The sequence below is a fragment of the Sphingobium sp. L-44 genome (assembly GCF_056859495.1).
This window is the reverse complement of record NZ_JBSXOQ010000089.1, coordinates 1-11,234: the sequence shown is the minus strand read 5'-3', so window position 1 is coordinate 11,234 and position 11,234 is coordinate 1. Positions and strand designations below refer to the sequence as shown.

The 11,234-nt window shown below is 64.2% G+C and carries 10 protein-coding genes, 1 tRNA gene and 1 pseudogene; 3 read left to right on the top strand and 9 right to left on the bottom strand.

Annotated features, from left to right (window positions below; all coding sequences use genetic code 11):
- Positions 1–31: 31 nt before the first annotated feature.
- The 3 genes from AC13EK_RS12015 to AC13EK_RS12005 all read right to left on the bottom strand — a co-directional run bounded on the left by AC13EK_RS12015 (position 32) and on the right by AC13EK_RS12005 (position 1,988).
- Positions 32–108: transfer RNA gene (locus tag AC13EK_RS12015), tRNA-Pro, on the bottom strand.
- 135 nt (positions 109–243) lie between these two features.
- Positions 244–456 carry a hypothetical protein gene (locus AC13EK_RS12010; RefSeq protein WP_004212530.1) on the bottom strand — a complete coding sequence of 71 codons (213 nt, stop codon included), beginning with the start codon at positions 454–456 and terminating at the stop codon, positions 244–246.
- 158 nt (positions 457–614) lie between these two features.
- Positions 615–1,988, bottom strand: coding sequence for a M20/M25/M40 family metallo-hydrolase (locus AC13EK_RS12005; protein ID WP_069338438.1), 1,374 nt, complete (start codon positions 1,986–1,988; stop codon positions 615–617).
- 102 nt (positions 1,989–2,090) lie between these two features.
- On the opposite strand from AC13EK_RS12005, the gene ettA reads away from it, so the two are divergent.
- Positions 2,091–3,776, top strand: a complete 1,686-nt coding sequence (gene ettA / locus AC13EK_RS12000; protein WP_069338446.1) for an energy-dependent translational throttle protein EttA — start codon at positions 2,091–2,093, stop codon at positions 3,774–3,776.
- A gap of 289 nt (positions 3,777–4,065) precedes the next feature.
- Here the strand turns inward: ettA and AC13EK_RS11995 are convergent, their stop codons facing one another.
- The 5 genes from AC13EK_RS11995 to AC13EK_RS11975 form a co-directional block, all read right to left on the bottom strand.
- A complete protein-coding gene (locus tag AC13EK_RS11995; protein WP_069338439.1) occupies positions 4,066–5,067 on the bottom strand; it encodes a cytochrome-c peroxidase in 1,002 nt (333 codons plus the stop codon).
- Positions 5,068–5,292: 225 nt separating this feature from the next.
- A complete protein-coding gene (locus AC13EK_RS11990) occupies positions 5,293–5,691 on the bottom strand; it encodes a hypothetical protein (protein ID WP_069338440.1) in 399 nt (132 codons plus the stop codon).
- 88 nt (positions 5,692–5,779) lie between these two features.
- Positions 5,780–6,790: an SMP-30/gluconolactonase/LRE family protein gene (locus AC13EK_RS11985; RefSeq protein WP_069338441.1), complete on the bottom strand. Its 1,011-nt coding sequence runs from the start codon at positions 6,788–6,790 to the stop codon at positions 5,780–5,782.
- Entirely contained in the window at positions 6,787–7,890 is a 1,104-nt protein-coding gene (locus AC13EK_RS11980; RefSeq protein ID WP_069338442.1) for a Gfo/Idh/MocA family protein, read from the bottom strand. Before AC13EK_RS11980 ends, AC13EK_RS11985 begins: the two co-directional genes overlap by 4 nt.
- 28 nt (positions 7,891–7,918) lie before the next feature.
- On the bottom strand, positions 7,919–8,188 hold the full coding sequence (locus AC13EK_RS11975; RefSeq protein ID WP_004211034.1) for a helix-turn-helix domain-containing protein: 270 nt from the start codon (positions 8,186–8,188) through the stop codon (positions 7,919–7,921).
- Positions 8,189–8,484: 296 nt separating this feature from the next.
- Here AC13EK_RS11975 and AC13EK_RS11970 point away from each other — a divergent pair, with 296 nt between their 5' ends.
- Together AC13EK_RS11970 and AC13EK_RS11965 are read left to right on the top strand one after the other, a co-directional pair.
- Positions 8,485–9,831 (top strand): GntT/GntP/DsdX family permease, encoded by a 1,347-nt coding sequence (locus AC13EK_RS11970; protein ID WP_069338443.1) that lies wholly within the window; start codon positions 8,485–8,487, stop codon positions 9,829–9,831.
- A gap of 84 nt (positions 9,832–9,915) precedes the next feature.
- Positions 9,916–10,593 carry a FadR/GntR family transcriptional regulator gene (locus AC13EK_RS11965; protein WP_017501752.1) on the top strand — a complete coding sequence of 226 codons (678 nt, stop codon included), beginning with the start codon at positions 9,916–9,918 and terminating at the stop codon, positions 10,591–10,593.
- 520 nt (positions 10,594–11,113) lie between these two features.
- On the opposite strand, the pseudogene AC13EK_RS11960 reads toward AC13EK_RS11965, so the two are convergent.
- Positions 11,114–11,234 (bottom strand): annotated as a pseudogene (locus AC13EK_RS11960) (IS30 family transposase); the annotation flags it as partial.

Below are 11,234 nucleotides of genomic sequence, written 5' to 3'. Positions count from 1 at the left end.
CGCCGTATATCCGGCTGATAATATTGGAAAGTGGTCGGGGAGACAGGATTCGAACCTGCGACATCCTGCTCCCAAAGCAGGCGCGCTACCAGACTGCGCTACTCCCCGATGCAGGCGCGCCTTAGCGGTCGAGCGCCGCCGGCGTCAATGCCTGAAAATCATGTCGGGCCACATATATTGCGCGGACAAATAAAAAGGGCGGACCATATAGGCCCGCCCTTCGAAATCTCGCCGTGGCAGAGATTAGTGCGCGTTCGCAACGTTCTCAGCAACGTTAGCGGCGTTAGCAGCTTCGTTGGCGGCGTTGGCGGCGTTGTCAGCAGCGTTGGCGGCGTTTTCGACAACGTTCTCGACGACGGCGTTCGAAGCGTTCGCGGTTTCGTTGGCCGGCTTCTCACCGCAAGCGGCGAGGGCCATCAGGCTGGCCGAAGCGAAAACAACAGCGATCTTCTTCATTGTGTACGGCTCCCATAGCATTATGCCGCGTCTGGCACGTTACAAATGTGACCCTACGCGAGCGACCCGCATTAACGTGTGCGCTGCACAAATCAATGCTTTTCTGACGTCGGTGAAGCGGCAGAATCACGCGACGGGGCGTTCTCTACTATAAAAGTTCAGTTAATGCCCAATGTTTCTGTCGCATTCGCAGCAATGTTGAGCGTGACCGCCCAGGCGGCGACATTCTGGCGCAGCTGCGCCGGATCGATCTTGTCCAACGTGTCGTCCGGCGTGTGGTGAATGTCGAAATAGCGCGTGCCATCCTGCTGCAGGTCGATCACCGGAATGCCCGCTTCCACCAGCGGTTCGATGTCCGATCCGCCATGCGCCTTGTCACGGCTCGGCACGATGCCCAGCGGCGCCACCCCCTGTGCGATCCGGGCCGAAAGCGCTTCATGGCCGGCGGGCAGGGTGAAGTCGACCTTCCACACCTTGTCCGCGCCAAAGTCCGATTCCAACACCAGCGCATGCGGCTCCTTGCCATGGGCAGCATAATAAGCGCGGCCGCCATTGCCGCCCACTTCCTCGGCGCCGGCGAACAATATGCGGATCGTGCGGCGCGGCGTGCCGGCCTTGGCGACCTGCAACGCAGCAGCGGCCACGATGCCGCAGCCCGAAGCGTCGTCGATCGCGCCGGTGCCCTGATCCCAGCTGTCGAGGTGACAGGCGGCGACGATGACGCCGGCCTTGGGATCGTTGCCTGGGATTTCGGCGATGACATTGCCCGACGGCTGGTCCTTGGCAGTCTTCGATACGGCGGCCAGGTGGACGCGGACCGGCTGGCCGCGCGACACCACGCGCGCCATCTGCTCGGCATCGGGTACGCTGACGGCCACGGCCGGGATCGGCGTCACGCCATCGGCCCACATCTGCACGCCGGTATGGGCGATGCGGTGATGATCGGTGCCGATCGACTTCACCAGGATCGCGATCGCGCCCTTCCTGGCGGCGATGCTGGGCCCCTGGCGGCGGGCGGCACCATAATAGCCATAGCCCGACCCGTCCTGGGCGGCGACCATGTCATGGCTGACGAACACGATCTTGCCCTTCACCGCGCTGTCCGGCGCGGCCTGTAGGTCGGCGATGGTCGGGAAATAGGCGATTTCGCCCTCGATGCCCTGAGCCGGGGTCGATCCGCTGTTGCCCAGCGCCGCGACGACCAGCTTCTGCGGGAAGGGCGCGATGATCGCTGCTTCGTCATGGACGCGTTCCCACAGCGGCATCTTATAAGGCTCGATGCGGACGTTGGCGAAGCCCAATGCCTTGAGCTTGGCGGCGGCCCATTCGCGCCCGCGCGCTTCGAGCGGCGTGGCGGCCGGGCGCGGACCGACTTCGGTCGTCAGCCCTTCGGTAATGTCCCAGGCGACATCATCCTTCAGGGCGGCTTCGCGAATCGCGGCGTCGCTGGCCGGGGCGGCCTGGACCAGAGCGGGGGTGAAGATGCTGCCAAGGAGCAGGGCGGCGAGCGGGCCCGATCGGATTTTCTGCATGGCTGAAGGCTTACTCAGACATACCCCATTTGCCAATGGCTTCCGCCTTCGCTAATTCGGCGCAAATTTTCCTGTCCATACCCTTTGGAGCTGCGCGAACCCATGTCCGCCTCATCGCAATATGCCTATGTCATGAAGAACATGACAAAGACCTTCCCCGGCGCGCCCAAGCCGGTGTTGAACAACATCAATCTGCAATTCTATCGCGGGTCCAAGATCGGCATCGTCGGCCCGAACGGCGCGGGCAAGTCGACCCTGATCAAGATCATGGCCGGGATCGACACCGACATCAGCGGCGAAGCCTGGCCGGGTGAGAATGTCACCGTCGGCTATCTGCCGCAGGAGCCCCAGCTCGACCCGACCAAGAATGTGCTGGAAAACGTCAAGGACGGCGCCCGCGAGATGGCGGACAAGCTGGACCGCTTCAACGAGATCAGCATGATGATGGCCGATCCGCCGGAAGACGTCGATTTCGACGCGCTGATGGAGGAAATGGGCACGCTGCAGGAGCAGATCGACGCCGCTGATGGCTGGACGCTCGACAATCAGCTCGAAATCGCGATGGAAGCGCTGCGTTGCCCGCCGTCGGACTGGTCGGTGGAAAGCCTGTCGGGCGGTGAAAAGCGCCGCATCGCGCTCACCCGCCTGCTGATCCAGAAGCCGGACATCCTGCTGCTCGACGAACCGACCAACCATCTTGACGCCGAAAGCGTCACCTGGCTGGAAAATCACCTCAAGGAATATGCCGGGTCGGTGCTGATGATCACCCACGACCGCTATTTCCTCGACAATGTCGTCGGCTGGATTCTGGAGCTCGATCGCGGAAAATATTTCCCGTACGAAGGCAACTACTCCACCTATCTGGAGAAGAAGGCCAAGCGTCTGGAGCAGGAAGACCGCGAGGCGACCGGCCGCCAGAAGGCGATCAATGACGAGCTGGAGTGGATCCGTCAGGGGCCCAAGGGCCGCCAGACCAAGTCCAAAGCGCGTATCGCCAAGTTCGAGCAGCTGGTCGCGTCCCAGGAAAATCGTGCGCCCGGCAAGGCGCAGATCGTCATTCAGGTGCCCGAGCGTCTGGGCGGCAAGGTGATCGAGGCCAAGGGCATTTCCAAGGCCTATGGCGACAAGCTGCTGTTCGAGGATCTGTCCTTCATGCTGCCGCCGGGCGGCATCGTCGGCGTGATCGGCCCGAACGGCGCGGGCAAGTCGACCCTGTTCCGCCTCATCACCGGCCAGGAAACGCCCGATTCGGGCGAGATCGACATCGGTTCGACCGTGCGCCTGGGCTATGTCGACCAGAGCCGCGACCATCTCGATGCGTCGAAGAATGTCTGGGAAGAAGTCTCGGACGGTCTCGATTACGTCAAGGTCAACGGCCATGACATGTCGACCCGTGCCTATGTCGGCGCCTTCAACTTCAAGGGCCAGGACCAGCAGAAGAATGTCGGCAAGCTGTCGGGTGGTGAGCGCAACCGCGTCCACATCGCCAAGATGCTGAAGCGCGGCGGCAATGTGCTGCTGCTCGACGAACCGACCAACGACCTTGACGTCGAAACGCTGGCGGCACTGGAAGAGGCGATCGAGAATTTCGCCGGTTGCGCCGTGGTCATCAGCCATGACCGCTTCTTCCTCGACCGTCTGGCGACCCATATCCTCGCCTTCGAAGGCGACAGCCATGTCGAATGGTTCGAAGGCAATTTCGAGGCCTATGAGGAAGACAAGCGCCGTCGCCTGGGCGATGCCGCCGATCGTCCGACGCGCCTCGCCTATAAGAAGCTGACGCGCTGATCTGATCGGGAGGCTGGAAACGGCCTCTCGCTAAATGGCATCAGAACAATGACTTGAAACGCCCGGTGTCCCTCAGGGATGCCGGGCGTTTTGCTGTTCCATCGCCCTGGCGGTAATGAAGTTGCAATATCTGCAACGCTGGTTCCGCCCTTCGCAATTGCGAAAGAACGCGCTGCGCTGCACATAGGACGGGCCTTTCAGGCATCCTCTCCTAAAACTTATCAAGGCCGGCCTTTCGGGGCTGGCCCTTTTTTTGTCCTTCGAACGCGGTTTTTTAGGCGGGCACAGCTCACGCGGGGATGGGGCAGGACGCGGCCGGCCGGGCCAGTGCGGCATTCTTCAGGAAATCATGGTCCGTCAGCGCGTCGAGAAAGGCGAGCAGGGCAGGCATGTCGACATCGACCAGCATCGGCGCGGCGTGGCGGCGGATCGCCGATTCGATCGTCGGCGACTGGCCATCGTGCAGCCAGGGGCCAGTGACGGCGACATTGCGCAACGACGGCGTACGGAACTGCTCGGGCGGCGGCTCGATGCCCGGCGGCATGGGCTTGCCGCCATAGGCGGCCGCATCGACCTCCTGCGGCACAGCCGTGCCGACATAATGGGTCTTGCTGTCGGTGAAGTCCGGCCCGGAATGGCAGCTGCCACAGCCCGCTGCGACGAATTGCCTGGCCCCACGCTGCGCCAGTGGCGACAATGTGCCGTGATCATGGGCGCTGCCGAAGGAGATCATCGTCCGCTGAAACGCCGCAAGAGCCGCGGTTACCCTTGCGAAGCCCAGGTCATTGGGCGCGTCGGGAAAGGCGGCCGCGAACATCCGGCGATAGCAGGGATTGGCACCGATCCGCCGGGCCAGCCCGACATCATCCTGCGCCAGTCCCATCTCGACCGGCTTGGTCCCGGTCATCGGCACCATTGCCTGCTGCTCCAGCGTCGAAAGGCCGGCCTCGGTCCAGGTGAGGCCGCTGCGCCAGGCGACATTGGCGAGGCCGGGCACATTGCGCACGCCCATCTCGCCCATCACGCCTTGATGGGTGGCCAGGCCATCGGCAAAGCCCTTCTCCTGCTGGTGGCAATCGGCGCAGGCCATGCTGCCATCGGCCGACAGGGCGCGATCATAAAAGAGCCGGCGGCCAAGCGCGACCTTGGCAGCGGTCATGCCGTTGTCGGACGGGATGGCGGGCGCTGCAACGCCAGCGGGCAGGGTGGGCCAGCGCCAGGCAGGACGCGCAGCCCCCAGTCCCGTCGCCAGCAACGCCGCCCCGATGATCGCCGCTCCACCCACTCGCATCCGCTGTCCCCTTCGCCGCGCATGACGAACCAAGGCTGACCGATCCGCAGGCCGAGGTAAAGGGGGAGGGGGCGAGCGTACTCGATGGGAGTGGAGGATGATGGTCGTCGCCAGATGCTATTACTTCGGGCGACGTCGGAGGCTCTCTGTCGACCGAACGGCTGCTTAGGGTGGATAGCGGAATGTCGGCGATTGGGTATGTGGCAGCGCCTTGCTGACATGTCGCTATGAGCCAAGATCGTGTAACGCGAGAGCCAAAGATGGTGCCTTGATGATGGCGAAAGTCGCCACGCCGCTGCGCCAGAGGCGTTTTGGATACCCGGCCGGCGAAGGTGAGAAAGCCTCGAACCCGGCGACCTCGCAAAGGTGATTTTTCGGATCAGCGTCGATGACGGCGATGAGAATGTCGCCGTGGAGCGGATGTGGGTTCTCGTCAGTGAGCATATAGATGGCGGGTATATGGGTATGCTCGACAATGAACCCGGTGCCATCGCAGAGAACGATGAATTTTGGCTCGGAAAAGAGCTTCCATTTCCCGCGAGGCGTGTCATCGATATCGAAGGAAAAGACGAGAAAGCTGTTGCACTTGCACGTCAGGAACCGCTTCGGCGTTGGTCGCCACAATAATTATATCCGATCTGCGAGAGCAAGGGCCGTGACTGACGTGGCGAATTGGTTGTCAGCCGTCAAAGCCCGACATCGTCATTGCTCGCTAGCCACTGCTGGATATCAGCGGCACTGCGGCCAGCCGGTCGGCCGATGTCAGGAACAATGTCTTGCCGCCCTCGCCGATGCAGCAATTGGCGATCGCCTTGCCGGTGCGGATCTTGCCGAGTAGCCTACCGTCAGGGGCGCAGACATGGACGCCGCCGGGGCCGGTGGCAAAGACGGTGCCGTCCGGGGCAGTCTTGATGCCGTCGGGCAGGCCCGGCTCGCCGGCCGCCAGTTCCTTGCCCATGTCACGGAACAGGCGCTGCCCCGTGGGCAGGCCGTCCGCGCCCAGGCTGTAGGCCAGAACCTGCGGCCGCTTCTCGTCCGACAGCGCCAGATACAGCGTGCGGCCGTCGGGCGAGAGGGTGACGCCATTGGGCCGGCGATGGCTGCCGTCGATCAGCGTCACCGCGCCGTCAGGCGTCAGCCGATAGAGGCCGTTGAAGCCGATCTCGCGCAGCGAGGACGTGTCGCCATCGGTCAGGCCATAGGGCGGGTCGCTAAAATAGATGCTGCCATCGGCCGCGATGGTCAGGTCGTTGGGGCTGTTGAAGCGCTTGCCCTGATAGCGGTCGGCGAGGATGGTCCGCGCCTTTGTCTTGAGGTCCACCCGCACGATCGCGCGCGTGCCGCTGTCGGCGCCGACCAGATGGCCGTCCCTGTCGATCGCGATGCCGTTGAGGCCGGCTTCGCGTATCTCCTTGGGGATCGCGGTCTGCAGGCCCGAGGGCGAGAGGAAGGGCGACACGCCATCCTTGCGGGTCCAGCGATAGACGATGTTGGACGGCGGATCGCCGAACAGCAGCGCGTCGATCGGCGCGGCCCAGGTCGGCCCCTCGGCCCAGCGATAGCCCTGCGCCAATATCTCCACCTGCGCGCCGGGGGCGATGATGCGGTCCAGCGCCGGGTCGATCCGGTCGATCCGCGCGGCCGGCAGGTCGGCAGCATGTGCGAAGGCGTGGGTCAGCGGCAGGGCGGCCATCCCGGCCAGCAGGGTGCGACGATCGATCATGCGGGCAGGCTAACCGAACGATGCTCCGCAGCCGAGCGATAGATCGCCTCGATCACGCGCAGGTCGGCCAGCCCCTCCTCACCCGCGACGATCGGCGCCGTGCCGTTCGCGATACATTCGGGCAGATGGTCGAGCTGGGCGGCAAACTGGTTCTTCGCCGGCGCCGGCAGGCTGCGCGGCGCGGTTACGCCATCCTTGCGGATCATCATCGTCTGGCCGCTATATTGGGTCGCAGGTTCCATATCGATCCAGCCCTGGGTGCCGATCACCCGATAGCCATTATGGGCCGAGCTGTAGCTCGATACGCAATTGGCGATGATGCCCGACGGGAAGCGCAGCATGAAGTTTATCCGGTCCTCGACGGTGGCAAAGCGCGGATCGCTGCGGTCGGTGCTGGCGATGGCGCTCACCTCCACCGGCTCCTCGCCGGTCAGGTAGCGCGCGGCGTTGAGGCTGTAGATGCCGATGTCCATCATCGATCCGCCGCCCGACAGGGGCTTGTCGAGCCGCCATTGGCCGGCCTTGATCGGGAAGCCATGTTCGGCGGTGACGATGCGCGTCGGCCCGATATGGCCGCCCCGCGCCAGCTCGATCGCCAGCTTGTTATAGGGCTCGAAGCGCGAGCGATAGCCGATCATCAGCTTGCGCCCGGCCTTGGCGCAGGCGGCGATCATCGCCTGGCATTCGGCCACCGACACCGCCATCGGCTTCTCGCACATCACATGCTTGCCCGCCTGCGCGGCGCGGATGCTATATTCGGCATGCAGGCTGTTGGGCAGGACGATATAGACGATGTCGATATCGGGATTGTCGCGGATGCGGTCGAACTCGGCATAGCTGTAGCGATGCGTTTTCGGGATGCCGTACTGGTTGCCATATTGCGCCAGCTTGGCCGGCGTGCCGCTGACCAGCGCGACCAGCTTCGCATGCTCGCAACCGGCGAAATTGGGCATGATCTGCTGCGTGGCATAATAGCCCAGGCCCACAATGGCATAGCCCAGCTTGCGCTGTGGCGCGGCGCAGGCGGCGGTGCTGCCCATGCCGGCCAGCACCAGTCCGGCGCCGATGCCCCCCATCAACTCCCGTCGCGATCGATCCATGCGGCGTCTCCCGCCAAGAGGGTGGTGTTCAGTCCGCGGCGCGGCTCAGCGCCGGACGCATCCAGCCGAAATGGCTGGCGGCGATGGCGACCTGGGTGCGGTTGCGGACGTTGAGCTTGCGCATCAGCGCGGTCATATGGACCTTCACCGTCGCCTCGGCCATGCCCAGCTCATAGGCGATCTGCTTGTTGAGCAGGCCCGAATGGACGCAGCGCATCACCTTCATCTGGGTCGGCGTGAGATGTGGGGCTTCGGGGACCATCTGGTCCTGGCGATCGAGAATATGCAGATCCTGCATCCTGCCTCTCCCTCTGATTGATCCGCGTTGGGGCCTTGTTCGGCCCAAGGATTCGTTAGCGCTAACGATACTGGAATCAGTCAGACAGGTTCAAGCGAAAATTTGCAATATTCGGGAAATAACCTAGCGCATGGCCGAAATGCGGCTATAACCTGTCTAACAGATTTTCGGGATTCGCCCTGCGAATGACCGGCTACGCATAGGAAAGAGAGGGTGGGGATGGCGTTACCATATCGTCGATCGGTGCCATGTGACCGGGCGTTCAGCCGGGCCGGGAAACAGGGAGGCATCGGCCGATGACCCCCGCCGATTATCGCCTGCTGATCGCCGCCGTCATCGGCATCGCCCTTTCCATCGCCCTCATCATCCGGGGCCGGCTCCATCCCTTTGTCGGCCTGCTCTGCGGTGCCTTCACCGTCGGCCTGATCGCCGGCCTGCCGATGGACGAAACCGCCAAGGCGGTCGAAAAGGGCGCGGGCACCATATTGGGCGGCACCGGCCTGGTCGTGGCGCTGGGCCTGGGCCTCGGTGCGATGCTGCAATTGTCGGACGGCGCCGGCGGCCTTGCCCGCTCGGCGTTGCGCATCTCCGGCGTGAAGGGCGCGCCCTGGGCCAGCCTGTTCACCGCCATCGTCATCGGCCTGCCGCTCTTCTTCGAGACTGGCCTCGTCCTGCTGCTGCCGATCGTCGCGTCGGCCGCCGCCGCGCTGCCCGCCGGGCAGAATGGCGATACCGCCAAGCTCAAGCTGATGCTGCCCGCGCTGTCGGGCCTGTCGGTCGTCCATGCGCTGGTGCCGCCGCATCCGGGGCCGCTGCTCGCGGTCAATGCGCTCGGCGCCAATCTTGGCCTCACCCTTCTCTACGGCCTGATCGTCGGCATCCCGACCGCGATCATCGCCGGCCCCGTGCTGGCCCGCTTCACCGCCCCCGGCGTGAAATTGAACCCGCCGCTGCTCGATCCGGTCAAGGTCGATGTCGCCACCCCCTCGGTCGGCCGGGCGCTCGCCGCCGTGCTGCTGCCGGTGGTGCTGATCGCCGCGGGACAGGCGGTGGCGCTGCTGCCGGCGTCGGTCGCGCCGCATTTCCACTGGCTTGGCTGGGTCAGCGATCCGGTCGTCGCGCTGCTGATTGCGGTGCTGGTGGCGCTGCCTTTGCTGTTCGGCCGCCGCATCACCGATGCCAAGATCCAGAACGCGATCTGGACCGAAGCGATGATCCCGGCCGGCGGCATCATCCTGGCGATCGGCGCGGGCGGCGCACTCAAGCAGGTGCTGGTGACGGCCGGGCTTTCCGACCTGCTGGTCCGCTTTGCCGCCGGCGGCGCCATTTCGCCGATCCTGCTCGCCTGGGGCGTGTCGGTCTGCATCCGCCTCGCCACCGGCTCCGCCACCGTAGCCACCATCACCACCGCCGGCGTGATGCAGGGCCTCGTCGCGGCATCGGGCGTGGAGCCCGAATGGATGGTGCTGGCGATCGGCGCGGGCTCGCTCTTCTTCTCCCACGTCAATGATCCCGGCTTCTGGCTGGTCAAATCCTATCTCGGCACCGACATGCCGGGCACGTTCAAGACCTGGTCGATCATGGAAACCGTGGTCGCGGTGGTCGGCCTGCTGCTGGTGCTGGTCGCGAGCAGCATCTTCTGACCAGAGTGCTGCTGACGCTTGTCGTCGGCAGCCTCTCATGACTAGGAGGCACAGGATGTTGCCCAGCGATCCACAGGTGCGCCGATGAACCAGGCCCGATTGTCCGACCATGCCTATGCCGGCATTGTCGAGATCATCAACGACCAGGATCTGGCGGTCGGCGATCGCCTGCCGTCGGAAGCGGCGCTGGCGGAGCGGTTCGGCGTCTCCCGCGCGATCGTGCGCGAGGCGCTGGTCCGCCTCGCCTCGGACGGCATTACCGAGGCGCGGCGGGGTGCCGGATCCTTCGTGAAAAGCCGCCCGTCGCAGCGGCTCGCCGCCTTCATGCCGGCGACCGAACTGCCCGCGACGCTCGGCAGCTATGAGGTCCGCTTCGTGCTGGAGGCGGAGGCCGCGCGCCTTGCCGCCACCCGCCGCAGCCCGATCGAGATGGCGCATGTCGAGGAAGGGATGGAGATGCTGCGCACCGCCCTGCTGTCGAGCGAGCCGGCCCATGCCGAGGATATGGAACTGCACCGCCGGATTGCCGAGGCGACCGGCAATCCGGCCTTCCTGATCGCCTTCGACGCGCTCCATGCCGATGTCGACAAGGTGATGCGCGCCGGCGTCGACATCAGCCGATCGCGCCCACCCGAAGTGATCGCGACCATGCTGCGCGAACATGAACAGATCGTCGCCGCCATCCGCGCCCAGGATGCCGAAGGCGCGGCGCTGGCGATGCGCTGGCATTTGTGGGAGGGGCGGCGACGGCTGATGCCGTGAGGCGGGCGGATAGATAGCGGGCCTCTGCCCTCGCCTGCCCGGAGGAAGAGAGATTGCGGCCTTTGCTGAGGTGGCGGCATGGGGTGGGTAGCGAAAGGACGGCGTTGGAGTTAAACAGCGGGGTTAACGCTCATTGCGGTAATCGTCTGCTCCGATAAGCTGTAGTTATGGAGATAGACAAGCTACGCGGACGCTTGGCAGCGATCTTGGCTGTTGAAGAGCGAGAACTACTGATTGGGGTGAAGTAGAGCGGCTGGCTAGCGAGCTTCAGCGGGAACTGCCAATTGACGCCACGCCAGAAGCTGTTCATCGCTACCTTGATGACGCGGATATTTGCTTCCGTAAGAGCTCATACGCAGCACATCAGAGGCAGGAGGTGTGTCGATACGTCGATTTCGGAGAGTATGATGACGCCATCCCCGTTCCTTGGTGGGGATGCGCTCTATACCTTCTGGCTGGCGCAGCCATTGTTCAATGGCTGTTGCTGTAGTGACGCGAATGTCCGCAATCCACGGTGGGTTCAACGGGTGGCGGCAATACATGCTTGGAAACGCTCTGCGGGCGTTTGATATTCGAGCGTTTTCCTTGGCCGTTCGTTGAGTTGCCGTGCAACGGCACTCAGCTTGGCCTGGCTGTATAGC

Coding starts and splice junctions, on each gene's coding strand:
- AC13EK_RS12010 (WP_004212530.1), bottom strand. CDS start 456: ATGAAGAAGATCGCTGTTGTTTTCGCTTCGGCCAGCCTGATGGCCCTC.
- AC13EK_RS12005 (WP_069338438.1), bottom strand. CDS start 1,988: ATGCAGAAAATCCGATCGGGCCCGCTCGCCGCCCTGCTCCTTGGCAGC.
- ettA (WP_069338446.1), top strand. CDS start 2,091: ATGTCCGCCTCATCGCAATATGCCTATGTCATGAAGAACATGACAAAG.
- AC13EK_RS11995 (WP_069338439.1), bottom strand. CDS start 5,067: ATGCGAGTGGGTGGAGCGGCGATCATCGGGGCGGCGTTGCTGGCGACG.
- AC13EK_RS11985 (WP_069338441.1), bottom strand. CDS start 6,790: ATGATCGATCGTCGCACCCTGCTGGCCGGGATGGCCGCCCTGCCGCTG.
- AC13EK_RS11980 (WP_069338442.1), bottom strand. CDS start 7,890: ATGGATCGATCGCGACGGGAGTTGATGGGGGGCATCGGCGCCGGACTG.
- AC13EK_RS11975 (WP_004211034.1), bottom strand. CDS start 8,188: ATGCAGGATCTGCATATTCTCGATCGCCAGGACCAGATGGTCCCCGAA.
- AC13EK_RS11970 (WP_069338443.1), top strand. CDS start 8,485: ATGACCCCCGCCGATTATCGCCTGCTGATCGCCGCCGTCATCGGCATC.
- AC13EK_RS11965 (WP_017501752.1), top strand. CDS start 9,916: ATGAACCAGGCCCGATTGTCCGACCATGCCTATGCCGGCATTGTCGAG.